This window comes from Pseudomonas sp. ICMP 561, assembly GCF_002699985.1.
Taxonomy (GTDB): domain Bacteria; phylum Pseudomonadota; class Gammaproteobacteria; order Pseudomonadales; family Pseudomonadaceae; genus Aquipseudomonas; species Aquipseudomonas quasicaspiana.
Genome location: NZ_LKBT01000011.1, coordinates 62621 through 87897, shown reverse-complemented (window position 1 = coordinate 87897; position 25277 = coordinate 62621). Strand labels below are relative to the sequence as shown.

Below are 25277 nucleotides of genomic sequence, written 5' to 3'. Positions count from 1 at the left end.
GAGATTCACATGGGTCAGAAAGTTGCGGGTACTTGCTACATCAAGGTCGACGGCGAACAGCTGGTTATCACGGGCGCGGTAGAAGTACCGATGTCCCGGGTCAAGCGCGAAACCGTCGTGGTCGGCTACTTCAAGGAAAACGAAGTGACGCCGTTCATCAAAGTTGACGCGATTCGTACCGTCGATTTCCCTCGGGCAAAAATCGAAACCGGCACCAACATGACGATCACCGCCGAGTTCAACGACGGCACCACTTACGTGCTCAGCGGCGCGTACGCGGTAGATGACATGACCAGTACCAGTGAGGACGGCAAGGTCAGCCTCAAATTCGAAGGCATCTCGGGGGACTGGCAGTGATGAGCAAAGAGACCTTTACCCTGGCCGTCGCCATCAAGGCGCACGGTCAGGAACTCACGGAGCTGCACCTGCGTCGCCCGACGGCTGAGGAGTGTCGGGCGATCAAAGTGCTGCCTTACACCCTTTCCGACTCGTCGATGCCGGTTGCGGATATCGAAGCAGCCTGCAAATACATCGCGGTGTGCGCAGCCATTCCGGCGGGATCAGTCAACCAACTGGACCTGGCGGACCTGAACAGCCTGGTGTGGAAAATCATCGGTTTTTTCCTGCAGAGCGCTTCGGTGGCGTCGCCGACCTGATCGGCATGGTGTACGACCTCGCTTACTTCTGGAGGTCGGACCCTGAGGTGCTCATGGGAAGACCTTTGGATGTAATTCTGGAAAGCGAGTGGCATGCCTTTCGAATACTCGAAGAGCAACGGGGGAATAATGGCTAATAACATTCAAGTCATGGTGGTCATGACCGGCGTCGACAAGCTGTCGCCCCAGCTCAAAAACGCGCAGAAAGAAATCTCGACCTTGAGTAAATCCTTGAGCGCCTTGGGCAATATTCCCTTCATGGATACTTTGACCGGCAAGGAGGGGCTGATGAAGCCCTTCGTTGATGGCGCGAAAGCCGCTATTGCCTTTGAAAGCTCTATGGCCAGGGTCAGGCGGGTGGTTGATTTTCAGACGCCTGAGCAATTCAAGGCGATGAGCAAGGATGTGCTCGACCTGTCGGAAAAGCTGCCGGTGTCCGCTGCGGGCATCGCGCAAGTGTTTGCGCTGGGCGGACAATCGGGCGTTGCCCGTGAAGAACTGAAAACGTTTGCCGAAGATGCTTTGAAGATGGGCATTGCTTTCGATCAGACCGGGGAACAGTCCGGCGCGATGATGGCGCGGTGGCGGACAGACTTCAAACTGAACCAGACTGAAGTGGTGGCGCTGGCAGATCAGATCACTCAACTGGGCCGGGCCGGTGGTGTAGACACGGGGAAAGTTTCCCGCATCGTCACTGCCGCAGGCACGTCCGGGTTAAGTGCGGGGCAGACCGCCGCGATGGGCGCTGTTTTCGCTCGAAGCGGCATGTCTGAAGAGGCTGCGGCGACCAGCATGCGCAACTTCACGCAAACGCTTACAGCGGGCGTCCTCGCTACCGAGGGCCAGCAGCAAGCGTTCAAGGCTTTGGGACTGGATGCGCAGGCGGTATCCCAAGGCATGTCCGCAGACGCGGAGGGTACGATCAGTAATGTGCTGACCAAGCTGAATGCGCTGGAGAAGGGCAAGCAGGGCGCGATGCTGTCGCAGTTGTTCGGTGACTCATCCGCTGCTCCGCTGGTGACCGGTCTCGATGCGCTGTCCCGTAACTTTCAACTGGTTGGCAACAGCCAGAAATATGCCGGCTCCATGCAGGAGGTTTATGCAGCACGCGCGTCGACAACCGAGAGTGCGCTGCAGTTGATGAATAACCAGACGACGCGATTGGGCGTAGCGATTGGCACGGCACTGCTGCCGCCGGTCAATGATTTCCTCGGTACGATCGGGCCTTTGATCAGCAAGGTCTCGGCGTTTACCGAGGCCAATCCCGGCTTGGTCAGAAGCATCGCCGGAGCAGCGGCGGGGTTTACGTTCTTGCGTTTGGCGGTGGTGGCGGCGACGGTCGCCAGTGCTGTCATGAACACGGTTATCGGCGCCAATCCTGTGGGGCTCGTCGTGCGTGGGATTGCCCTCGCAGCAGGCTTGTTGATTGCCAACTGGTCATCTGTGTCGGGCTTCTTTCAGGAGGTCTGGACGACGATTCAAACGTCAGTAATGGCGGCTTGGGAGGGAATCACCGAGGTTCTTTCCTGGTCCCCGCTGACGAGCGTCAAAGCTAACTGGGAGCCGATCATTGGTTTGTTCAAATCGATCTGGACGACAATTGAACCCATTATTTCTTCGATCATGGCGTTCTTCGGTGGCAGTGACGCAGTCAAGGTCAGCACGAACATCGGCGGGGGCACAGGTCAGTTCGTCATGGCCAATGCCGCCCAGCTCGTCCGCGACGAACAGGCACAGCGCAACCTCACTCAAGGCGGCGCATCAGTCGATTCACTTTTGCGCTCAACTGAAGCCGGTGCGCCCGGCAGCCTGATCATGGCCGGCTCGCTCAATCAGCAGGCGGCGGCCAACAACCGCATGAACCTGCAAGGCGCGTTGACCGTGCACTTCCAGAACGCGCCACCGGGCACCACCGTTGGCGAGGCTCAAACCAATCAGCCGGGCTTCTCGATATCGCAAAGGGGCGTTCGCAGCCTCTCGCAGCAGTAGCCTCTCGAAATAAAGGACAGCGACATGAGCAAGACTTGGCGGGATGACCTGCAGTCGGCCTCGTTCCGTGGTGTAGGCTTTTGGGTCGACAGTGACACTACGGTAGTGGGGCGGCGTACGCAGTTGCATGAATATCCCCAGCGTGATCGGCCTTTGGTCGAAGACATGGGGCGCAAAACCCGGGCGATAACCTTCGAGGCGTTTGTCATTGGAGACGATTGCTTCGTACAGCGCGACAACCTGTTGCACGCACTCGATCAACCCGGCTCAGGGGAGTTGGTTCACCCCTGGTTCGGGCGCATGACCGTGACTGCAACTGAGGGTTGTCAGGTCAAGCAGGCGCGGGCCGATGGGGGAATCGCGAGATTTTCCCTGTCGTTCGTGGAAGCGGGTGAAAAAGGTTACCCCGTCGGGGTGGCCAACACCGCCAGGCTGCTCGAAATGGAAAACCGGAGTTTTCTGGATTCGGCATTGACCCGATACAAGAACGCGATGGCTTTGGTCAACAAAGCGCGGATCAGCATGACCGCCCTGCAGAACGGCATTGCCGGAGTGCAGTTGGCGATTCAGCACGAGTTCAGTCAGTTGACCGGCTTTGTCAGTTCGGCGGCTTCGCTGGCGGACACACTGGCCAATTTTCCGGAGAACCTGTCAACGATGCTGGGCGCGCAATTCTCCAGCATGACCGGCGAGTTTGATCGCTTCAAAACCTCGCAACGCCAGGCCATGACCAAGGTGGAAACGGTGCTCGGGCTGGTGAGTCCGGCAACTGCTGCGGGAGGCGCGGCCACGGTCGCAGCCGTTACTGCTACACGTGAGTTGGTTCGCGATGTGGTGCTGGCCGATGCTCTCCGTCTGGCCTCGGCCATGCCAGTGGTTGCGGCGTCTTCGGCATTGCCGGGAGTGCCCAGCCTTGAGCAGCAGGTTGCCACCCCGGTGGCACGGCCCGAAGTACCGGTTGCAGCCGACATCACGCAATTGCGTGACGCTCTCAGTGATGTGCTTTGGCAAGCGGCGCTGCTGGCTGATCACGAGCACTTCGAGCGCATCGAAGCGGTTCGCAAACGTATGAGGGAACACCTGACCGCTGTTGCGCGTTCAGGAGTCAATCTTGTCGACGTGTCGCCCAAAGAATCAGTGCCTGCTGTGGTGCTGGCGTTCCGGCAGTTTGCGGACGCCACACGCGGTGATGAAATCGTCGCGCGCAACAGCATTCCTCATCCAGGCTTTTTGCCGGCAGCGATCCTTCAAGTCGCTCAGGAGTAACCCATGGACTTGCAAAACGTCGTCACGCTCAGCGTCGACGGCAGGGATTACCGTGGCTGGAAAACAGTCAGTATCACCGCCGGTATCGAGCAACAGGCGCGGACTTTTACTTTGGGCGTCTCTTGGCGCTGGCCGGGCGAGGACATGGAAGTTCCGGTCAAGCAAGGCGCTCCCTGCGAAATTCGGATTGGTGCGGACCTTGTGCTGACGGGGCACGTTTATTCGACCCCGATCAGCTATGACGCCAACAGCGTGACGCGTTCCGTAGCCGGGCGTTCGCTTACTGCGGATCTGGTCGACTGCGCCGCAACGGGCTCCTCCAGTCAATGGAAAAAACAGAGTGTGCAGGTCATCGTTCAGGCGTTGGCCGCGCCCTATGGCGTCGAGGTTCTCAGCGAGGTCGCCAAGACGTTCCCGGTAAAGGAACACGTTATTACGCCGGGCGAAACCGTGTTCGAGTCCATCGACAAGTTACTCACGCTTTCCCGTTTGTTTTCCACAGATGACGGTAAGGGGCATTTAGTGATTGTTGCTCCCGGTAGCAGCGGTCGGGCTGTTGACCGTCTGGAACTCGGAAAGAATATTCTCAGCGGCTCTGCGCAAAAGGACTATTCCGCCGTGTTCTCTGAATACCTGGTGACCGGACAGCGCAAGCGCGAGGATGGAGAACCGGCCGACAAAGCGGCGCAGGTCAAGGCCACGGCCTTGGACGACATTCGACCTCGCAAGCGGCTCAAGCACATTCATGAGCAGAACCAGCTGACCCAGGAACTCGCTCAATCTCGTGCCGACTGGGAACGCGCCAGCCGCAAGGGCAAGGCGCTGACCCGCACCTACAAGATTCAGGGCTGGCGGCAATCGAATGGCGATCTTTGGCGGGAAAACATGATCGTGCGCATCGTCGATCGGTTGCTGGGCGATGACCGGGACATGCTGATCAGCCAGATCCAGTACAACCTGGGGGAAAGCGGCACCACCGCAGACCTCACGGTCGCGCCCATCGAAGCGTTTCTACCTGAGCCCAAAAAGCTTGAGTAACGCCACGTAAACCATCGCTCACCCACTTTTATTACCTACTGGAAGCCTTCGACATGAGAGAGCTGCTGAACACGCTCGTCCGCGGAGTCGTCAATCTGGTCAACCCTGCCGGGGCGATTCAGTCCCTGCAAATGACTTTGACCGCCGACGAGGTAAAGGACGGTCTCGAACACTTCGAGCCGTATGGCTACACCTCCAACCCCCATCCTGGCGCTGAGGGCCTGACCGCTTTTATCGGCGGTGATCGGTCACACGGCGTGGTGATCTGTGTTTCAGATCGCCGCTTTCGTTTGACCGGTCTGAAGAACGGCGAAGTGGCGCTGCACACCGATGAGGGGGATTTCATCCACTTCAAACGCAATCGCGTCATCGAATTGCAGACCCTGACCTTACAGATCAATGCCACTGATTCTGTGGATCTGAACACCACAAACTTCAGCGTCAAGGCAAGCGGCGGAGTGACGTTCGACACACCGCTGATCAGCACCACCGGGCGCATCGAGTCGTCGGGCGATCAGGTCGCTGATGGCGTCAGCCTGGTCACGCACGTGCATGAAGGCTCGGACAAAAAACCAGTGCCGGGAGGCTAGCCATGAGCTTGATCAATGAAGCAACCACCGAGCTGGCCTGGCGTCGCGCGGCAATCATCAGCCTGCTGACATGGCGGCGGGCCGGGGTGGACGACAAGCTGGACGACCCGGAGCGCTACGGCTGGTGGGGCGACAGTTTTCCCACGGTCACCGATGACCAGATCGGCTCGCGGCTGTACCTGCTGCGCCGCCGCACGCTCACCGCTCAGACCGAACGCGATGCCCAGGATTACGCCCGTGAAGCACTGCAATGGATGCTCGATGACGGCCGGGTTTCGGCCGTCCTGATCGACATCACACGCGGTGCCGAACGGCTCGACATGCGGGTGAGGCTGGCCTTGACGGGCGGCGCCACAGTGGAAATTTATCTCGATAATTTATGGCTGGTGATCAATGCCGTTTAAAACTCCCTCTCTACCCGAACTGATCAGTCGCGCCCGGAGCGATCTGGCCGGTTCGAGCGCACTGCTGCGCTCTGACGCCGAGGTGCTGGCGCGCATCAATGGTGCCGCTTCCTATGGTCGCTACGGGCATCAACACTACATCGCCGCGCAAATCCTGCCCGACACCGCCGATGAAGAAAACCTGCTGCGCATGGCCCGGCTGCGGCTCAGGCGCAGCTATCTGCCCGCAGTGAGTTCAGCGGGCACTGCCAGTTTCACCGGTGTGGCGGGCGCGGTGCTGGATGCCGGGACATTGCTGCAACGCGAAGGCGATGGTGCGCTGTTCAAAGTTTCGCTGTCGGTCACGCTCACGGCGTTGAGCGGTTCGGTAAAACTGGAAGCCGTGGTGCCAGGCATTCTGGGCAATACGTCGGCGGCGACTCGCTTGACCACCGTTTCGCCGGTGGCCGGTGTCGCCGATACCTTCGTGGTACTTGAGCCCGGTCTGACCGGCGGCACCGAGCAGGAAAGCCTCGAGGCATTACGGGCCAAGGTCATGCGTTCCTACGCGGTAGTGCCCCATGGCGGCAATCAAAGTGACTACGTGACCTGGGCGCTGGAAGTGCCCGGCGTGACGCGGGCCTGGGTGCGCAGGCACTGGATGGGACCGGGCACGGTTGGCGTGTTCGTTGTGCGCGACGGCGATATCGATCCGATCCCCAACGCCGAGCAACTGCAACGCGTTTACGACTACATCGAATCGATGCGCCCGGTGACTGCGGAAGTACGAGTGTTCGCGCCGGTCGAGCTGCCGATCCAGTACGAAATCAAATTGACTCCGGACAGCGGCGCCATTCGTGCTGCCGTGGAAGACGCACTGATTGACCTGCACAGCCGCGAAGCCGACCTCGGCGTTGTCCTGCTCGCCAGCCACATCGCCGAAGCCATCAGCGGCGCGGCAGGCGAAAAGGATCACACCCTGTTCGCCCCACTCGGCAACGTACAGCCAGGTGCCAATGAGCTGCCCACCTTTGGAGGCATCTTATGGCGATAAGAACCGCCGCTGCGTACTACGCGCAGCTCAAGGCACTGCTGCCTCCCGGTCCCGCATGGGATGCAGAGCGGGTGCCGGAAATTCATCAACTGCTCGAAGCCGGATCACTCGAACTGGCCCGCGAAGACTTGCGTCTTTCTGACTTGCTGGGTGAAAGCGATCCAGACCGGGTACGCGAACTGGTCCCTGACTGGGAGCACGTCATGGGGCTGCCCGATCCATGCCTGGGCGTGAACCCCACCTTCGAAGACCGGCAACTGGCCGTCCGCCGTCGCCTGACAGAAGTGGGCGGGCAGTCACCCGCGTTCTTCGTACAACTGGCGATTTCGGTGGGGTATCTGCAAGCGACCGTCACCGAATATCGCACGCCGCGCTTCGGTAATGCTCGCTTCGGTAAAGCTCGTTTTGGCACTTGGTCAGCACAGTACATGTGGACCCTCAACACCGGCCCGCGCCTGAGGTTGGGCCGTCGTTTCAACACCAGTCATTGGGGCGAGCGTTTCGGCGTTAACCCCAGCAGCGCTTTCGAATGCGTCATCCGCCGCGCAGTGCCTGCACACGCGCACGAGTTCATAAATTACGGGGTAAATGAATAATGGATTTTCCAAAAAGCGTGCCCAATGTCGGGCTGGTAGATGGCCGTTTTGTCGATGAAAGCAATGTCACCGGCCAGGTTGGATCATTGATCACGGCGGACTGGGGCAACGCCATGACGTCGGAGATTATCAACGTTATTGAGGCGGCGGAGTTGGTGCCTGAGGAGGGTAACGACGCGCAGTTACTGGACGCTCTTAACAGAATAGTCATTCGCACCATACCGGACGCAATGCCCATCGCAACTGAGACGGACTTAGGCGCCGTCAAGCTTGCCAGTGTGGAAGAGACCAAGACCGGAACCAACAAACAAAAGGCCGTCACCCCGCTTGGAGTGCATCAAGCCATTGATAAAAAGGCGGTCACGGGGTCGGTATTTCGCAAAGTCATCTCCTCCAAAACGTTGCTGTCTTCCGACCTTGGGTTGGTGGTAGTTGATGCGACCGAAGGGGTTACAAGTGTCACGCTACCGGCTGCTACGCCCGTGCTGGGTGTTCGGGATGTCATCGTGCGCCGTATGGATAACACTGATAATCGTCTCATTGTGGTCGCTGGTGGCGATGACAGAATCAAGATGCATACTCACCTCAATGCAGCTGGTTATCCATTTTTGGTATTGATGGGGGCTGGCGACTGGTGGCATCTGCGCAGTGATGGTGCCGGTAGTTGGTGGCCAGTGGGGCGTAGCGACTCCACTCCATTAGGCAGAATTGCGTTCGACAGCACTACCGTGATCCCCTCGGGCGGTTATGGCCCTGTCTCCGGCTCCGTATTCATCCGCGCGGAATGGCCTTGGTTGTGGGATCACGCTCAGCAGTCTGGAATGCTGACTACTGAGGCCGGCCGTGTTGGCATGGAGGGTGGCTGGACTAGTGGAGATGGTGTCGCAACTTTCCGTGGTCCTGAGGCGAGAGGAGAGTTCTTTAGGGTTCTCGACGATACTCGTGCTGTCGATATTTCCCGTGTAGCTGGGTCGTCCCAAGCTGCGAGTGAAATCCTTAGTGGCGGAGCCGAAGGACGTTCTGCCGATGTCAGGAACTACGATAAACGTACTGCCGTCTCGGACTCTCGCTTAACTGGAAGTAGCACCTCTGCCGCACACCATTGGGATGCAATCAGGCCGCGAAATATTGCTTATCCTGGGCGCATAAAACTAATCTAAGTATTTTACGCGTGATTAATTTTGGTATTCGCGTCGCTAATATTATTTAAGTCTTATAGCTCTTCTAGTTGTCAGGCTTTCGTTTAGTGTTCCTGTAGTAATTATTGGGTAAAGAATAATGGATTTTCCAAAAAGTATGCCAGATATTGGGCTGATCAATGGTCGGTTTGTGGATGAGGATGTTACGAATGGGCAAGTGGGAAGTTATATTCCTAGCTCTTGGGGGAATGCGGTAACTCACGAAGTTCTCAATGTTATTGAGGCGGCTGGGTTGAAGCCTGATGAAGGCGACAATACGCAGTTGATGGTAGCTGTAAACAAAATTTCGTCCCGTTATGCGCCTGTACTGCGTTATGTGTCTGAGTCAAAAACTTTATTGTCTTCTGATTTGGGGCTGGTGTTGATAGACGCAAGTTTGGAGACTTTAACCCTTACTCTACCCAGTTCGCTTCCAGAGCTAGGTGTTAGAGATGTGATCGTGCACCGTGTAGACAGCGCCGGAAATAGGCTAAAGGTACTTGCTGCTGGTAGTGACAAAATCAAACTGCATACGCACCTGAATGCGGCGGGCTATCCATTTTTGATTCTTATGGGGGCGGGCGACTGGTGGCACCTGCGTAGCGACGGCGCCGGTAATTGGTGGCCCGTAGGACGCAGCGACGCTACTCCTCTAGGCCGGGTCGTGTTTGACACGTCTAAGGGCTTTCCTCCTGGCGGGTACGGAGCTGTTTCCGGTTCGATATTCGTCCGTTCCGAATGGCCTTGGCTTTGGGATTATGCCCAGCAGTCGGGAATGCTGACGACGGATGCCCAACGCTCTGCGCTTTATGGCTGCTGGACTACGGGAGATGGGACGTTGACTTTTCGTGGGCCTGAAATGCGCGGCGAATTCTTGCGTGTATTTGACGAGTCGCGCGGTCTTGACGCATCCCGTATCGCTGGCAGTCATCAAGACGACGCTTTCCGAAGTCACACCCACGTCAACTTCATTGCGGGGCAGAAAAGCGGAGCGAGTTCTCCTGGCGCTGACAGTGCCGTCTATGGTGGCGGATATGTAACCGGAGCTACAGGGGGAACTGAAACTCGCCCACATAACATCGCCTATCCCGGCCGCATCAAACTCATCTGAGGTTTATATGACTGCAATTTATCTGATTGATCCCACCGGAGTTCTGGCGGGTCCTGTAGTTCTGCCTATTGTTCCTGGCATCGGAGTACAGCTTCCGAGTAATGCAATTGAGCTAGCAGATGAACTGGTCGTTCCTGATGTCGGTCATGTTTTGGCAATGGTAGACGGTAAAGTGGAAACCGTGGTTGATCACCGTGGCATGATTTTTCTTACTGTCAATGGTGCGCAAACGGAATGGACAGCACTCGGTGAGTTGCCGGAAGGTTATACAACTGAACCAAGACCCGATTCCTTTCATGTTTGGCGTGACGGTGGATGGCATTTGGATGAGGAGGCACTAACAGCGTCTAAAGTGGCTGAAATGCTTACCTCGCGCGATGATAAGTTGAGGCTATCTACCTTGCGTATTGCACCTCTTCAGGATGCTCATGATCTGGGTGAGTCAACCGAAACCGAGGAGTCTTTGCTCATTAGCTGGAAGCGCTATCGCATTGCTCTGAATCGCATTGAGCAACAACCGGGTTACCCGGCTGATGTTGATTGGCCGATGCCACCCGATGCCCTCGATTCTGAATAAGCCCCGCATTGCCGGGGCTTTTTTGTGTGCACTTAAAGCTTCAAACAGATACCCGCTCCGGCGGGTTTTTTTCGCCCGGAGAAAACCATGGCAACAACAGGAACAGATCACGACACCCTCGCCCGCACACTCTGGGGCGAGGCGCGTGGTGAAGGCCAGGCGGGAATGATTGCCGTCGGCTGGGCCATCCGTAATCGGGTGGAAATGGATTTGCACAATGACGGTAAACCGGACTGGTGGGGGGAGGGCTATGAGGGGGTATGCCGGGCGCCTTATCAGTTCAGTTGCTGGAACCGTAATGATCCGAACTATCCCTTTTTGAGCGGCAGGAAACCTATTCCTGTCGCGCAGTTCGCGCTGGCTTCGCAGGCTGCTTCGGCGGTCATCGCAGGCGAGCACTCTGATCCCACTGGCGGCGCGACTCATTACTACGCCACTACCCTGCTCAAGGCTCCGGCGTGGGCGTCGATGGCCAGGCGGACACTCAAACTGGGGCGTCATATTTTCTTCAGGGATGTGCCATGAGTGCGCTCTTCAAATGGATCCCCTTATGGGGCTGGATAGCCCTCGCGCTGCTGATATCCAGTACTTATCTGGCTTTTAGGTTGGCCACTGTAACGGCCGACCGCGACGTCGTTTCACTGGAACGTGATGCCGAGCGAGAGAAGGTTCGCCAGCTCACCGCCGCCAATGAATCACGCAAGAAAACCCAGAAGCTGCTGCTTGATCTGGATACCCGACATACTCAGGAGCAGGTCCTCGCCGATGAAAAAAATGATGCCATGCTTGCTGCTGTTGCTACTGGTGCTCGGCGGGTGTACGTCAACGCCCGCTGCCCCGCAGTGCGAACCGCCACCCGCGCCACCAGCCAGCCTGATGAAGAAAATCGAGCCCAACTTGACCCGGCGGTTGCAGAAAGAATTCTCCATACCGGCGTCGACGGGGATGACGCCATCCGTCAATTGAGTGCGTTGCAGGAGTATGTTGAGACGGTGTGTTTGGGGCGTGCCGGTTAATTGATCCTTGTGTTTTTTGTGCGTGCTTCACAGAGCCCGATTCGCGCTTAACGCCGGCTCAGTGTTCGCAACGCAATTCTTTAAGTGCCGCAGCCGCCAGAAACCCAGAGCGTGATGCATAGCGGTGATCGTTTTTCACGCGATCATCAATGCGCATCAACAAGTTCTCTGGGAGTGTTGCGTTGAATCGCACGGCTTTGCCGAAATAGGGCGTCACGTCAAACTCAACCACTGCCCAGATCCCGCCTGCGTAATCCGGATTTGCGATATGAACATCGATGGCCTTAGGCGACGGCAATGGATGGCCATCTTCGACGAGACCTTCGAAGTGAAGTGAAAGCGCCTCCTGGACGTTATCCAGTGCCTCGATCACGGAGCTTCCGGCTGAGAAGCAACCAGGCACATCCGGGACTGTCACTCCGTAGTCAGAATCGGCATCTTTATGCAGGACGACTGTGAATTTCATATGTTCGTACCTATCTCGCGAATCATTTCAGGCCCGACTGTTTCAGGATGCTATTGATCGTTTTGATCGGGATATCTGAATCGGGATGCTTAATGGTGACCCTGCCGGGTTTGGTTGCATGTTTGTACTGCCTATGGCTTCCCTTCGTAGCGACCAGATACCACCCGTCATCCTCGATTGCTTTGATCATCTCTCTGCTGCGCATCGGCTCATCCCTTAGCTTAGTCGCGGTGTGTATTGTACACACTATTTTTTTTGAGTCCGTGAAGTATGCTGATAGCGCGGTTTATCCAATTAAATGATGGGCAAAGAACCTACCGGAAAAGATGCTCATCTTTCGTTTATGGCTGAGGAATTTCGCTGTTTTTGTGCGTCTGAATATGAGCGCGTTCCGCCTCACATGGCAGCAGGATCTGGACGATGAGTGAGCTTGCTGCGCTGAAAAAGCAGGCTTGAATTCGGGAGGCGAGGGAGCCAGAAAGAGCGCATGACGCTGGATAGGGTAGGAGCGAACTTGTTCGCGAGGGGGCGGTACATCCGCACACTGTGTATCACCTGACATACAGCCCTCCCGAATGAATTCGGTCCTACCGAGGCTGGTCAGAAAGAGCGCATGACGCTGGACGGGGTAGGAGCGAACTTGTTCGCGAGGGGGCGGTACATCCGCAAGCTGAGTATCGCCAGACATAATGCCTTCCCGAATGAATTCGGTCCTACCGAGGCCGGTCAGAAAGAGCGCATGACCTGGATGGGGTAGGAGCGAACTTGTTCGCGAAGGGCATACATCCGCACCCTGTGTATAGCCTGAAATACAGCCAGGCATTTCACCCTGTAGGTGCTCACCTCGTAACCTCGGTGAGCTCCTACAGGATTGGGTTTAACTCAAGAACCATCAGCCCTTGATAAACGCCAACAGATCTTCGTTGATGACTTCCGGGTGGGTCGTGCACATACCGTGCGGGTAGCCTTTGTAGACTTTCAGCGTGCCGTTTTTCACCAGCTTGATGGCTAACTCCGCCGAGTCGGCAATCGGCACGATCTGGTCATCATCGCCGTGCATGATCAGCACCGGTACGGTGATTTTTTTCAGGTCTTCGGTGAAGTCGGTTTCCGAGAAGGCCTTGATGCAGTCGTAATGGGCTTTGGCGCCGCCCATCATGCCCTGGCGCCACCAGTTGTCTTTGGCGCCTTCGGATACCTTGGCTCCGTCGCGGTTGTAGCCGTAGAACGGGATCGGCACTTCTTTGTAGAACTGGGCACGATTGGCTGCCAGCGCTGCGCGGAAGCCGTCGAATACGTCAATCGGCAGACCGCCCGGATTCTTTTCGGACTTGACCATGATCGGTGGCACTGCGCCGATCAATACCGCTTTGGCCACGCGGCCAGCGCCGTGTTGCGCAACATAGCGAGCGACTTCACCGCCGCCTGTGGAGTGGCCGATATGCACGGCATCTTTGAGTTTCAGGTGAGTCACCAGCGCTGATACGTCGGCAGCGTAGGTGTCCATTTCGTTGCCGTGAGCTGTCTGGGTCGAGCGACCATGACCACGGCGGTCGTGAGCGATCACGCGATAGCCCTTGGACAGGAAGAACAGCATCTGCGCATCCCAGTCATCGGAACTGAGCGGCCAGCCGTGGTGGAAAACGATGGGCTGACCGGTGCCCCAGTCCTTGTAGAAAATTTCAGTGCCGTCGCTGGTCGTGAAACTTGTCATGTCGTTATGTCCTTTTCCAGTGGGGGCTGAAGTGGCCGCTTGAGCGGCGCTGTTGCTGCCCAGCGCCATTGCCGAGAGTGAGCCTACGGCCAGCGCTGTGGCGCTAACTTTGAGCACTTGCCTGCGTGAACTCGTTGGAGAATCGGTTTGGGTGTTGTGAGTATCTGACACAGAACCTCCAGCTCTCGGCATTGCACGAGAGTCAGCTAAAGACGTTAGCTCAACTTATGAGCGTTAATAGAGTCAGTTACGAATGCCTGGAAGATCCCATGGCTCACATGGCATTCGCAGTTGCCTCATTGATGTGTACCGCTGGTTTCGGATGGGGCCCATGCCCTCCATATGAAGCCTCTTTATGGAGGCTGGGCTCATTCCGTCGCCATGATCGGGTAGTAGTGGAGTTGAGCGCGTATTGCGAAATACCGATGTAACGTATGTGCTGTTGTCTACTGCAGCGGTAAGCCTGCAACGTAGCGTTACCTTGCGGAACGGGAGTAAAGCTTTACCGCCCAGGTTTCCTCCGCAGTTGACCCCGCAACCTTCTTTTGTTTGCGCGTTCCAAGCGTTTCAGGGGCACTGAGTGGATTTTGTGCTTCGCCTCACTGGTCCCGGACCAAATAGCGATCCCCATCCAAAGGAGTGCACATGAATTTCTTCAAGAAACTGTTCGGCTCAATGAAAAAGTCAGAGCCAGAAAGCACTCAGCCCGCCAGGCAGCCCGTAAAGCCAACTGAACCTGAGATTTTCGACGAGCCCATTCAAACCGAGGCCGACCAGACTGAAGCCGACGCTGCGAATATGGCTGCTCGTTCAGCGAGCGAAGAGTGCCTTGATCGTCACTGGGCATCGGTCGGTATCGTCGAAAAAGATGTCATTGCCCACATCATCAGCCCCAGTTTCACAGGCGGACCGTATTGGCCTTCAACTCGTCAGGCTTATCGAATAGTCCGACGTGGCAATTCCATCATTCTTGCCACGGAAGGTCTGTCAGATCCGTTTGATGACCCTGAAGGAATGGGCAATGGGTTCGAGATGGAGCTGTTTCTGGAGACATCTGATATTCCCGAGCATGCATATGGCGCGCCGGGAGACGTTGACCCTTTCACACGCAGTTGGGTCTTTGAAGTGATCCAGACTGTTGCGGCAACAGTCGCCAATGCCGGCGGCGTTACTCATCAGTTGGACCAGTACGGTGTGCTCTCGCTGGAGTTGCCCGGGGTCAGCCTTTCGCATCACATCGGTGATCAGGTGCCCAAGCATTTTGTGACCGAAGACGATGCGGTCGGTGTTCTGCTGGGCGCCCCAGAACCGGATTTCAATACTCGTCTTGAAGACATGCCACTGTCCCCGGTGCGTTTGGTGCCGGTGGTTTTAATCACGGCTTCGGAGCTTGCCTACGTGCGTTCAGGCGGCGGCGGAGCACGTCTGGATCTTGTCGGCCGGTTGAATGCGGCAGGTATCGGGCATAAGAGCAGTCTTAATCGGGAAAGCGTGGTGTGAAGCTGCGTGACGATGCTGATCGCGTCTGTCAAAAACACACAACTAACTGATTTGTAGTGTTTTTCCTGTAGGGGGCGCACTGTCTACGACACCGCTCTGTCTCGCGGCAAACATGTACCCTGTAGGAGTGAGCTTGCTCGCGACAATGGTAGGCCTGTTGAAAAATTATCGTCTGGTCCGACGCTATCGCGAGCAAGCTCACTCCTACAGAAAAAGGATTCCAAATCAGATGAGTGCATTTATTGATAAGCGCCGTGCTTCTGTTTACGGGCTCTAACCGAGCCGTGCTCGGCATCACTGCGGCCACTGCTCCAGCAGCATGGCGACGAATTTTTCTGCTGCTGGAGACAGCGAGGCACCGCGCCGCGATACCAGGCCCAGTGTTCTGTCGACCACTGGATCAACCAGAGGCACGCTGACCAACGTCGGGTGACCTTCGGCCGGCATCGCCAGACTTGGCATGGCTGAAATGCCCAAACCAGCTTCGACCATCCCCAGTGAGGTCGACAAATGCTGCACCTCATAAAACCATTTGGGCCGCCAGCTCAAACCCGCCAGCGCATGGTCAAGAATCATCCGGTTGCCGCTCAGTCTTCCCACACCAATAAGGCGATATTCGCTGAGTTCGATCCAGGACACAGACTCGCGTTTTGCCAGTTCATGGTCGCGTCGGCAAGCGAGAACGAAGGGCTCTTTGACTAGCGGTACGAACTCGATATCCGGATGCTGTCCGCTCATCATGTTGATGCCGAAATCTGCTTCCCCACGCAGCACTGCTTCCAGGCCTTCATTGGCGCTGAGGTCCAGTAAGCGGATGCGGATTTTTGGATAGCGTTCGTTGTACAGGCGAATCACCGAAGGCAAAAAGTAGAACGCAGCGGTAGGAATGCAGGCGAGGGTTACCTGGCCGATTTGTCGTTCTGCCAGCTCGCGGATGTTCAGAATCGAATCTTCAAAATCATCCAGTAGACGTCGCGCCTTGGGGAAAAAATCGCGACCCACACTGGTCAGGCTGACCCGCCTGGTGGTGCGATCCAGCAACGACGTCCCCAATCCCTGTTCGAGCTTCTTTATGCGCCGGGTCAACGCCGGTTGAGAAATGTGCAGCACTTCGGCAGCTTCATGGAAACTACCCAGTTCGGCGATTTTCACGAACGATCGGATATCTTGCAGCTCATATTCCACTTTTATTCTCCTGTCAGTGGTTAGCGATGGGCAGTTTGATAGGTTAGGTTATTATTTACCAAAGTGGAATAATCGCTACGATCTTTGCATTGGATAAGGCAAAACATCCGTGGGACTCTTGCTTTCAACACATCAATTACCCCAATTGATCAACAAGAGTCTGCAAATATGCAACCGATTCCCTGCGTCCTGATGCGCGGCGGCACCTCCAAGGGGCCGGTTTTTCTTGCCAGTGATTTGCCTGTTTCGACTGCTGAGCGTGATGAGCTTCTGTTGGCACTGATGGGCTCCGGCCATGAGCTGGAGATCGACGGTATTGGCGGCGGCAGCCCACAAACCAGCAAGGTGGCGATTGTCAGCCCTTCGCCCCACGAAGACGCGGATGTCGATTACCTGTTCGTGCAAGTCATGGTTTCGCAGCGTCGCGTTGATACCGCGCCCAACTGCGGCAACATGCTCTGTGCTGTCGGCCCGTTCGCGGTTGAGCAGGGGTTGGTCAACGCGAGCGGTGACGTGACTCAGGTGCGGATTCGTAACCTCAATACCGGCACGTTCGTTTGCGCTGACGTCAACACCCCAGGCGGTCAGGTCAGCTACGAAGGCCAGACCAGTATCGATGGCGTGCCAGGTTCGGCAGCCCCCGTACAACTGACGTTCCTTGATGCAGCGGGTAGCAAGACCGGCAAACTGTTCCCAACGGGTCAACAGACTGACATCCTTGATGGCGTGCCGGTGACCTGCATCGACATGGCAATGCCGATGGTCATCATCGAAGCCTCGCTGCTGGGTAAACGTGGTGACGAAACGCCAGCGGAGCTGGACGCTGACAAGGAGTTCCTGCGCAAACTCGAAGCCCTGCGTCTGCGCGCAGGTATGGCGATGGGGTTGGGCGATGTCAGCGATAAAGTGATTCCCAAGCCAGTACTGGTTTCGAAGCCCGATGCGGGCGGGACCCTCAAGGTTCGTTACTTCATGCCGCATAACTGCCATAAGGCTTTGGCCATTACCGGTTCGATCGGCTTGGCCACTGCTTGCGTCAGTGACGGCACCGTGGTCGCGAAGTTGATCGGAATTGGCAGCGAGTCACCGCGCTTGCAGCAGGTCCGGATCGAACACCCGAGCGGCTCGATTCAGGTCGCGCTGGCTTACGTAGGGGAAAACGGGCAAACGATTCGTGCCTCGGTTGTGCGCACCGCACGTCGTCTGTTTTCCGGTGAGGTTTATGCGCCTGCCGCGCAACGCCTGGCGGGTTGAAGTTTAGTTTCAGTAACACCGTGCTCTGCCTGATATGACATGAAATTCAGTACCGCATCAGAACAACACCAATAATGGGTGATGCATCATGAAAATCGCAAAATCGCTCTACTTTCAGATTATCTGCGCCGTGGTTCTCGGTGTCCTGGTTGGACATTTCTGGGGTCAACAAGCCGTAGCGCTCAAGCCTCTGGGTGACGCGTTCATCAAACTGATCAAGATGATGATCGCGCCGGTGGTGTTCTGCACCATCGTCACCGGTATTGCCGGGATGAGTGACAAGCGGTCGCTCGGGCGATTGATGAGCAAGACCATGCTGTTGTTTCTGGTCCTTACCGTGATCAGCCTGTTCATCGGCCTGGTCGCGGTCTACGTGCTCAAGCCGGGCGTAGGCATGAACATCGATCCAAGCAAGCTGAGTACGGCAGGATTGAGCCAGTACACCGAGTCCGCCGCGAAACTGGGCGTCGTCGATTTTTTCATGCACATCATTCCTGACACTTTCATCGGTGCGTTCAACAAGGGTGAAGTGTTACCGGTGTTGTTCATCGCGGTGCTGTCCGGATTCGCCTTGTCGTCACTGGGCGAGCGCGGCAAGCCGGTACTCAACGTGCTTGAGTCGGCTTCGCACATGGTGTTCAAGATTTTCTCGTACCTGATGCGCTTTGCCCCGATCGGTGCTTTTGGTGCACTGGCCTTCACCGTTGGCCAGTACGGCATTACGTCGCTGGGCTCGCTGGCCAAGCTGATCATGACGCTGTACATCGCCTGCGGGTTCTTTGTCTTTATCGTGCTGGGCGGTATCTGCCGCGCCAACGGCTTCAGCCTGTGGAAGCTGCTGCGTTATTTCCGCGAAGAGTTTCTGGTGGTACTGGGCACCTCGTCCACTGAGCCGGTCATGCCGCGCATGCTCGAAAAACTTCAGGCACTGGGCTGCAAGAAAGGCGTGGTGGGTCTGGTACTTCCAACCGGGTACTCGTTCAACCTGGACGGCACGGCGATTTACCTGTCACTGGCTGCCGTTTTCATCGCTCAGGCCTGCAACATCGAGCTGAGCATGACCCAGACCCTGACCATGCTGGCGATCATGTTGCTGTCATCCAAAGGTGCGGCGGGCGTGACCGGCAGTGGTTTTGTCGCACTGGCCTCGACCCTGACCGTTATTCACGACATTCCCCTGGCGGGCCTGGCGCTGCTGATCGGCATCGACCGCTTCATGTCCGAAGCGCGTGCACTGACCAGCCTGGCCAGCAACGCGGTCGCCACCGTGGTGATTTCCCTCTCGGAGAACGCCTGTGACCGTCAGGTCCTGATGCAAAGGCTCAATGGAAAAGCCGCGATGCCCAGCCCCGATGTTGCTCCATGGGAGAGCGCTGCGCCGGTGGCTGAACGCACCTGATCACCCCTTAATTCAATCGATAGTTATACGAGCGGGTCGAGTACCGTTTACACGGTGCCCGGCCAGCCCGGCGGCGTTCGTTTGTCCATAAATAACAACAAGAGAATAACCCTATGCTTGCCTTCCTTGGCCTCGCCATGGTCGTGGTGTTCACCTACCTGATCATGTCCAAACGTTTGTCGCCCATCGTGGCGTTGACGATCGTTCCGATCGTGTTTGCAGTCATTGGCGGCTTTGGCGGCACCACCGGCAAGATGATGCTCGATGGCCTGAAAATGGTCGCGCCGTCCGCAGCATTGCTGCTGTTTGCGATCCTGTTTTTTGGCTTGATGATCGATTCCGGACTGTTCGATCCACTGATTCGCAAGATCCTCAAACGCGTGAACGGCGACCCGATGAAGATCGCGGTGGGCACTGCGTTGTTGTCGCTGACCGTGGCCCTCGATGGCGATGGCACCACTACTTACATGATCACCTGCGCCGCGATGCTGCCACTGTACAAACGTATTGGTATGAACCCCATGATCCTGGGCATCGTGGCGATGCTGTCGTTGAGCATCATGAGCGGCATGACCCCTTGGGGCGGCCCAGCAACGCGAGCCATTGCTGCGCTGGGGCTGGATGCCGGTGAGTACTTCATCCCGTTGCTGCCGACCATGATCGGCGGCGCGGCATGGGTCGTTTTTACAGCCTTTTGGCTGGGGCGCGCCGAGCGTAAACGTATCGGCAACGTCGACCTGCAAAGTGGCGGCGGAAACTGCTACATCGAAGCAATTCTCGGTGATACCCCGCACAAGCGTCCCAAGCTGGCCTACGTCAATCTGGCGCTGGTTGTTGCCGTGATGATCGCCTTGGTCATGGGCCTGATGCACTCGGCGGTTCTGTTCCTGATCGGTTTTGTGCTGGCGCTGATGATCAATTATCCGCAACTGGATATTCAGAAAGAACGCATCCTGGCTCACTCCGGCAATGCCATGACCGTGGTGCTGCTGGTTTTCGCGGCCGGTATTTTCGCCGGGATTTTCTCGGGCACCAAAATGGTCGACGCGCTGGCGCAAACCCTGGTGGCGTGGATTCCGCCGGAGTGGGGCCATCTGTTCCCGCTGGTGGTCGCACTGACCAGCATGCCGATGACCTTTGTCCTGTCCAACGATGCTTACTACTTCGGCGTGGTGCCGATCCTCGCCAATGCTGCAGCGGCGTATGGCATCAGCCCGCTGGAGATCGCCAGGGCGTCGATTCTGGGGCAGCCGGTGCATCTGATGAGTCCGCTGGTGGCTTCGACGCTGCTGCTGATGGGCATGATCGACCGCGATATCGGCGACTTTCAGAAAGCCACGGTGAAGTGGGCGGTGCTGACCTCTTTGGTGGTCACGGCCTTGGCGCTGTTGACCGGTGCGCTGACCTTGTTTGTTTGATAGTCAGACGGCGCTTGACCCTGACACTGCGCCGTCGCCAAGCAAACGGAGCTCCGTAGGACCGGCTTCAGCCGGGAGGACATTATTTGTAGCGAAGGATATGTAACAAATGTACGGGCCTCCTCCCGGCTAAAGCCGGTCCTACATGCACAGTGCCGTGCCATGCCATGGATAACTGAGCACCGTGGTTTTTAGTCACCTGTTACTGAACCAACCACACGCCCCTGACAGGGCGTGCGGATCACTGCATCTCCAATAACAACAATGAGTATTAAGCATGAGTATGTTTTCCAAGCGTGGAACTACAACTTTTATAAAGAGCGCGCCGCTGTTGACCCTGTTGCCGTGGGCGGGTGTGGAAGCCGCAGGGTTTATCGAAGACAGCAAGCTGAAACTGCAACTGCGCAATGTCTACTTCAACGAGAACTTCCGTGATGAAAACGGCCTTAGTGCTCGTGCTGCCAGAACTGCCAAAAGTGAACGCACCGAGTGGGCGCAGGGTTTTCTGCTCGACTACCAGTCCGGTTTTACTCAAGGCACATTGGGCTTTGGCATCGACGCGCTGGGCCTGTGGGGCGTCAAGCTCGATTCAGGCAAGGGCCGCAGCGGCACTGGGTTGCTGCCCGTGCATGACGACGGCCGTGCGGCCGATGAGTTCGCCAGCCTCGGCGCTGCGGCCAAAGTGCGTCTGGCCAAGACCACACTGAAATACGGCACGCTGTTGCCCAAGACGCCGGTGCTTATTTACAACGATGCGCGGCTGCTACCTCAGACGTATCAGGGCACTCAATTCACCAGCACCGACATCGACAACCTGACGCTTACGGGCGGGCACCTGGATCAATTCAAACTGCGCGATTCGTCAGACAGCCGCTCCATCATTCCCGACGGATTCACCGGCCGAGGCTCAGACTTCTCGTATGTGGGCGGCGATTACAAACTCGGAAAAAACATCAGACTCAGCTACTTCTACGGCGAACTGGAAAACTTCTACCGGCAGCAATTTGCATCGATCCAGCATGATTTGCCTTTGGGATCCGGGGTGCTGACCAGCGACCTGCGTTACTTCAACAGCGTCGATGCCGGAACGGGGCGCGGCGGCAAAATCGATAACGATATGCTCAGCGGGCAATTGACTTATGCATTGGCCGGGCACAGTTTTGGCGGCGGTTATCAGACCTTGAGCGGCGACGCGGGCTTGCCCTATATCAGTGGCGCTACTGTGTATTCGTTCAGCAACGTCGGGATCGGCAAGTTCATCGAGGAAGATGAAAAGACCTGGATGCTCAGCTATGGCTATGACTTCGCACGAGTCGGTGTGCCGGGTCTGACATTCTCGACGCGCTACCTGAGTGGCGACAACGGCAAGTCGGGCGCTGCGCAATTGAAAGAGTGGGAACGCGATGCAGAGCTGGCTTACGTGCTGCAAGGTGGGACGTTGAAAGGACTTGGTGTGAAACTGCGTAACTACGTGTACCGCTCGGACTTTGCCCGAGGCCGTGATAGCAACCGGATCTACATCACCTATGACATAGCGCTTTGGTGAACGGCCCCATTTATCGAAACAAAATTCGAATCATGGTATGGAGACGGTTTTAGGTGGGGGATTCTATGTTGGTCTGCAAGCGCTAATACCTGTGGGAGCGAATTCATTCGCGAAGGGGCCGGTACATTCGCAGCTTATGTATCGCTTTAACACCGCCTTCCCGAATGAATTCGGTCCCACCTGGAATCGTATTTGCCGCGAGACAGCGCCGTGTCAGAGGCACGGGGTGATCTTCAATCGAACACAATGCAATCCCCGTAGGAGCAACCGGGGTGGCGCTCCTACAGGTTTCCGGTTTACCGGGTTGTCACCGGCTTCAAACCGCTGTCTTCAATGGCTTTAGCGCCTTCCTTGGAGGCCATGTATTTCAGCAGTGCCTGAGCTTCTTTTGCGTGTTCAGTGGACCGAGTAACGGCACCCGAATAAAGCGTCATCTGCTGCGCTTGATCCGGGATCAGGCCAACAATGTCTATGCCTTCAACAGGCTTGAGTTCACTGAGCTGCTGAAAGCCAAGTTGCGCTTCCTTGCGGGCGACAACGGCACCCACGGGTTCGGCAGGAATCATCCGCGCCTTGGCAGTGAAGTCAGCGCCAAGGGTCATTTTCGGGAACAGAATGCGCGAGAGGTAAACGCCGCTGGCGCTATCGGAGTAAGCGATGGACTTGCTGTCGAGCAGCGCCTTGCGAAACGCGTCCATGGTGGAAATGTCAGGCTTGGTCTCGCCCTTGCGCACGGCCATGGCGATGTAGGATTTGCCCAGATCGACGCGGCTGGCTTTATCGACCTGGTCCTGCGCGACAAGTTTATCCAGAGCAGAACCGACCATCAGCACAACGTCTGCCGGTTCCTTTCGATCCAGCCGGTTAGGGATGGCCTGAGGTGTTTTCCCCATGGAAGGCGACGCTTCAATGTTCAGCTTCACGCCCGTGGCTTTCTCGTAGTCCGGCGCGATCCCCTGAACGGCACCCATGATGCCGCCGGAGCTCAGAACAGTCAGAGTGGTCGGCGTGGGCACTGGCGCTGCATGGGCCGCGAAGGCTGTAAGCAGTGCACATGAAAGGGCGAGGGGCGTGAGCAAGCGTGGCATGGCAGGGGACTCGTTGAAGAAAAACGCGACACTAAACCCCACACCCACGCTGAAAAAGTTACCCTGCGTTAATAAATATTTAGTTTACCCACCGTGACCAACTCCCTAGGCTCGCGGTTCTTTAACGCCGCATGCGCGGACTGTCAGCGGGGAAAATCATGAATCAGGCGCTGGTCATCGAAGATGATGAGGTGACCGCACAATCCATCGCCACCGAGCTGCAGGCTCATGGTTTTGACGTGCAACGAGCCAGCACCGGGCGTGACGGGCTGGCCATGGCAATCGCGGGCAGCTATGACGCGATTACTCTGGACCGAATGCTGCCGGACTTCGATGGTCTGACTATCGTCACCACATTGCGCAGCCTCGGCATTCGCACACCGGTATTGATGATCAGCGCGTTATCCGACGTTGACGAGCGCGTCAGAGGGTTACGCTGCGGTGGGGATGACTACCTGACCAAACCGTTCTCGATGGTCGAAATGGTTGCGCGCCTGGAAGTGTTGTTGCGACGCCCGACAGCCGACTCGCAGATCCATCAGCTTACCGTCGGCAACCTGACCCTCGACCTGATCGAGAACAGCGTGTCGCGCTCCGGCGAGCGCATCACCTTGCTCCCCACCGAATTCAAATTGCTCACCTACCTGATGCGCCATGCCGGGCAACAAGTGACGCGCACCATGCTGTTTGAAGAGGTCTGGGGTTATCACTTCGACCCCGGCACCAACATCATTGATGTGCACATGGGCCGCTTGCGCAAAAAGATCGAAGGGCCGGGCTCGCCGTTGATCCACACCATTCGCGGGTCGGGGTACGTGCTTGGCACCCAGGACTGAGCGCTGGCGCTCAAGCAACAGTCGTCTGATCGGCCTCTACGCACTGTTCTTTGTGGCGTGGGGCGCGGTGTTCACCGGCGTTCTGTACTGGAAGATCTCCGATTACCTCGGCACTGTGGCCGAGCGCACGTTGATGCAGCGTGCGCACTATTACCAGAAAATCGATGACGCCAGCCTGCTTGATGAATTGCAGGGCAGTGAGGCGTATTCCATTCCCGGCATTGATGCCTATGGGTTGTTTGAAGGCAACGGGCAGTACATCGCCGGCAACCTGTTGAAGCTGCGGTCCAGCTTGCCGGACGATGGTCGTGTGCATTACCTGAAACGCGGTTTGCGAATCGCGGACACGGTGAGCGAAACGCGCAGCAGTCACGCCTTTCTGCAGCGTCGCAATGACGGCCGGATACTGGTGCTGGCCCGTGACGGCGGTTCCATCTCGGCGGTCGCAGGGATCATTGGTCAGGCACTTTTTTGGGGACTGTCTCTGACGTTGATACCCGGTTTGATCGGTTGGCAATTACTCAGACGCAGGCCATTGCGCCGGGTCGAAAGGCTGCAGCGCAGTACCGAGCGGATCGTCTCCGGCAACCTGTCAGAGCGGCTGCCTCTGTCGCACGCACGGGATGAACTGGATATGCTGGCCAGCGCCGTCAACACCATGCTCGAACATATCGAGCGGTTGCTGCACGAGGTCAAAAGCGTCTGCGATGGCATCGCCCATGACCTGCGCACACCGTTGACGCGTCTGCGTGCGCGGCTTTATCAATTGCAGCAATTGCCCATGACGGATGCTCATGCATCAAGCCTCAGCCTGGCCCTGGAAGAGAGCGAAGCGATCATGTTCCGTTTTCAGGGGTTGCTGAGGATTTCCGAGCTGGAAGACACCCGACGGCGATTGGCCTTTGCGTCATTCCAGCCCGACGCATTGTTGCGCCAGGCCCACGAGTTTTACGAACCCATGGCGCAGGAAAAAGGTCAGGTGCTTGCGCTTGAACTAGGCGCTGATTTACCCCTCATGAAAGGTGATCAGGCGCTGCTGTTTGAGGCGCTGACGAATCTGCTGGATAACGCGATCAAGTTCACCGCGCCGGGCGGGCGCCTTTGTCTGCGGGCCAATATGGTGGGCGACATTCTGCGCATCGAAGTCATTGACGACGGTCCGGGGATCCCCGAAGCCGAACGGGAAAGTGTGTTGCGCCGGTTGTATCGCGGCGATGCCAGCCGTCAGCAACCGGGTTACGGGCTCGGTCTTTCGCTAGTGGCTGCGGTCGTGCGCCTGCACGCGTCTACCCTGCAGATTCAAGCTTCTGAATCGGGTGGTACACGGGTCCTGATCGACTGCCCGCTAACCTGACTAACGTATTGGTGCGCTTAAACTTTTCTTAACTTTGCTTAATTTGAGACAGGGCAGGTCATC

General features: G+C 57.0%; 26 protein-coding genes. 21 read left to right on the top strand and 5 right to left on the bottom strand.

Annotated features, from left to right (window positions below; translation table 11 throughout):
• Positions 1 to 9 precede the first annotated feature (9 nt).
• From AO242_RS10005 to AO242_RS09940, 14 genes are all read left to right on the top strand, one after another.
• Positions 10 to 357, top strand: coding sequence for a phage tail tube protein (locus tag AO242_RS10005; protein WP_027901678.1), 348 nt, complete (start codon positions 10 to 12; stop codon positions 355 to 357).
• The gene (locus AO242_RS10000) at positions 357 to 656 is read left to right on the top strand and encodes a phage tail assembly protein (RefSeq protein ID WP_087264742.1); all 300 of its coding nucleotides are present in this window, start codon (positions 357 to 359) and stop codon (positions 654 to 656) included. The genes AO242_RS10005 and AO242_RS10000 overlap by 1 nt, the downstream gene beginning before the upstream one ends.
• 129 nt (positions 657 to 785) lie before the next feature.
• Entirely contained in the window at positions 786 to 2645 is a 1860-nt protein-coding gene (locus AO242_RS09995; protein WP_176560602.1) for a phage tail tape measure protein, read from the top strand.
• A gap of 24 nt (positions 2646 to 2669) precedes the next feature.
• Entirely contained in the window at positions 2670 to 3911 is a 1242-nt protein-coding gene (locus tag AO242_RS09990; RefSeq protein ID WP_099268576.1) for a DNA circularization protein, read from the top strand.
• A 3-nt stretch (positions 3912 to 3914) separates the two neighbouring features.
• Entirely contained in the window at positions 3915 to 4949 is a 1035-nt protein-coding gene (locus AO242_RS09985; RefSeq protein WP_099268575.1) for a phage baseplate assembly protein, read from the top strand.
• A gap of 53 nt (positions 4950 to 5002) precedes the next feature.
• Complete coding sequence (locus AO242_RS09980) at positions 5003 to 5539, top strand: phage baseplate assembly protein V (protein ID WP_099268574.1); 537 nt, start codon at positions 5003 to 5005, stop codon at positions 5537 to 5539.
• Between the two features lie 8 nt (positions 5540 to 5547).
• Positions 5548 to 5943 (top strand): phage GP46 family protein, encoded by a 396-nt coding sequence (locus AO242_RS09975; RefSeq protein ID WP_373562210.1) that lies wholly within the window; start codon positions 5548 to 5550, stop codon positions 5941 to 5943.
• Positions 5933 to 6976 (top strand): baseplate J/gp47 family protein, encoded by a 1044-nt coding sequence (locus tag AO242_RS09970; protein WP_099268572.1) that lies wholly within the window; start codon positions 5933 to 5935, stop codon positions 6974 to 6976. Before AO242_RS09975 ends, AO242_RS09970 begins: the two co-directional genes overlap by 11 nt.
• On the top strand, positions 6967 to 7572 hold the full coding sequence (locus tag AO242_RS09965; RefSeq protein ID WP_049827079.1) for a YmfQ family protein: 606 nt from the start codon (positions 6967 to 6969) through the stop codon (positions 7570 to 7572). Before AO242_RS09970 ends, AO242_RS09965 begins: the two co-directional genes overlap by 10 nt.
• Complete coding sequence (locus AO242_RS29390; protein WP_176560601.1) at positions 7572 to 8732, top strand: phage tail protein; 1161 nt, start codon at positions 7572 to 7574, stop codon at positions 8730 to 8732. The genes AO242_RS09965 and AO242_RS29390 overlap by 1 nt, the downstream gene beginning before the upstream one ends.
• A 118-nt stretch (positions 8733 to 8850) precedes the next feature.
• Complete coding sequence (locus AO242_RS09955; RefSeq protein ID WP_099268571.1) at positions 8851 to 9861, top strand: phage tail protein; 1011 nt, start codon at positions 8851 to 8853, stop codon at positions 9859 to 9861.
• Positions 9862 to 9868: 7 nt separating this feature from the next.
• Positions 9869 to 10438, top strand: coding sequence for a tail fiber assembly protein (locus AO242_RS09950; protein ID WP_099268570.1), 570 nt, complete (start codon positions 9869 to 9871; stop codon positions 10436 to 10438).
• A gap of 87 nt (positions 10439 to 10525) precedes the next feature.
• Positions 10526 to 10963 (top strand): cell wall hydrolase, encoded by a 438-nt coding sequence (locus AO242_RS09945; protein ID WP_099268569.1) that lies wholly within the window; start codon positions 10526 to 10528, stop codon positions 10961 to 10963.
• Positions 10960 to 11454, top strand: coding sequence for a lysis system i-spanin subunit Rz (locus AO242_RS09940; protein WP_099268568.1), 495 nt, complete (start codon positions 10960 to 10962; stop codon positions 11452 to 11454). Before AO242_RS09945 ends, AO242_RS09940 begins: the two co-directional genes overlap by 4 nt.
• Positions 11455 to 11512: 58 nt before the next feature.
• On the opposite strand, the gene AO242_RS09935 is transcribed toward AO242_RS09940, so the two are convergent.
• The 3 genes from AO242_RS09935 to AO242_RS09925 form a co-directional block, all read right to left on the bottom strand.
• Entirely contained in the window at positions 11513 to 11920 is a 408-nt protein-coding gene (locus AO242_RS09935) for a type II toxin-antitoxin system HicB family antitoxin (RefSeq protein ID WP_099268567.1), read from the bottom strand.
• Positions 11921 to 11942: 22 nt separating this feature from the next.
• The gene (locus tag AO242_RS09930; protein WP_099268566.1) at positions 11943 to 12125 is read right to left on the bottom strand and encodes a type II toxin-antitoxin system HicA family toxin; all 183 of its coding nucleotides are present in this window, start codon (positions 12123 to 12125) and stop codon (positions 11943 to 11945) included.
• A 687-nt stretch (positions 12126 to 12812) separates the two neighbouring features.
• Positions 12813 to 13634 (bottom strand): alpha/beta fold hydrolase, encoded by an 822-nt coding sequence (locus AO242_RS09925; protein WP_176560600.1) that lies wholly within the window; start codon positions 13632 to 13634, stop codon positions 12813 to 12815.
• A gap of 645 nt (positions 13635 to 14279) precedes the next feature.
• On the opposite strand from AO242_RS09925, the gene AO242_RS09920 reads away from it, so the two are divergent.
• A complete protein-coding gene (locus AO242_RS09920) occupies positions 14280 to 15134 on the top strand; it encodes a suppressor of fused domain protein (protein WP_099268564.1) in 855 nt (284 codons plus the stop codon).
• Positions 15135 to 15428: 294 nt separating this feature from the next.
• Here AO242_RS09920 and AO242_RS09915 read toward each other — a convergent pair whose 3' ends face one another.
• Positions 15429 to 16319, bottom strand: coding sequence for a LysR family transcriptional regulator (locus tag AO242_RS09915; RefSeq protein WP_027901660.1), 891 nt, complete (start codon positions 16317 to 16319; stop codon positions 15429 to 15431).
• A gap of 168 nt (positions 16320 to 16487) precedes the next feature.
• On the opposite strand from AO242_RS09915, the gene AO242_RS09910 reads away from it, so the two are divergent.
• The 4 genes from AO242_RS09910 to AO242_RS09895 all read left to right on the top strand — a co-directional run bounded on the left by AO242_RS09910 (position 16488) and on the right by AO242_RS09895 (position 21936).
• Positions 16488 to 17573 carry a 4-oxalomesaconate tautomerase gene (locus AO242_RS09910; RefSeq protein ID WP_099268563.1) on the top strand — a complete coding sequence of 362 codons (1086 nt, stop codon included), beginning with the start codon at positions 16488 to 16490 and terminating at the stop codon, positions 17571 to 17573.
• An 88-nt stretch (positions 17574 to 17661) separates the two neighbouring features.
• Entirely contained in the window at positions 17662 to 18972 is a 1311-nt protein-coding gene (locus tag AO242_RS09905) for a dicarboxylate/amino acid:cation symporter (RefSeq protein ID WP_027901658.1), read from the top strand.
• Between the two features lie 113 nt (positions 18973 to 19085).
• Positions 19086 to 20390, top strand: a complete 1305-nt coding sequence (locus AO242_RS09900) for a CitMHS family transporter (protein WP_099268562.1) — start codon at positions 19086 to 19088, stop codon at positions 20388 to 20390.
• A gap of 277 nt (positions 20391 to 20667) precedes the next feature.
• A complete protein-coding gene (locus AO242_RS09895; protein WP_373562207.1) occupies positions 20668 to 21936 on the top strand; it encodes an OprD family porin in 1269 nt (422 codons plus the stop codon).
• A gap of 296 nt (positions 21937 to 22232) precedes the next feature.
• Here AO242_RS09895 and AO242_RS09890 read toward each other — a convergent pair whose 3' ends face one another.
• Positions 22233 to 23024, bottom strand: a complete 792-nt coding sequence (locus AO242_RS09890; protein WP_099268561.1) for a substrate-binding domain-containing protein — start codon at positions 23022 to 23024, stop codon at positions 22233 to 22235.
• A gap of 158 nt (positions 23025 to 23182) precedes the next feature.
• On the opposite strand from AO242_RS09890, the gene AO242_RS09885 reads away from it, so the two are divergent.
• Both AO242_RS09885 and AO242_RS09880 read left to right on the top strand, forming a co-directional pair.
• Complete coding sequence (locus AO242_RS09885) at positions 23183 to 23860, top strand: response regulator transcription factor (protein ID WP_099268560.1); 678 nt, start codon at positions 23183 to 23185, stop codon at positions 23858 to 23860.
• Positions 23844 to 25214: a sensor histidine kinase gene (locus tag AO242_RS09880; protein WP_099268559.1), complete on the top strand. Its 1371-nt coding sequence runs from the start codon at positions 23844 to 23846 to the stop codon at positions 25212 to 25214. The genes AO242_RS09885 and AO242_RS09880 overlap by 17 nt, the downstream gene beginning before the upstream one ends.
• Positions 25215 to 25277 lie beyond the last annotated feature (63 nt).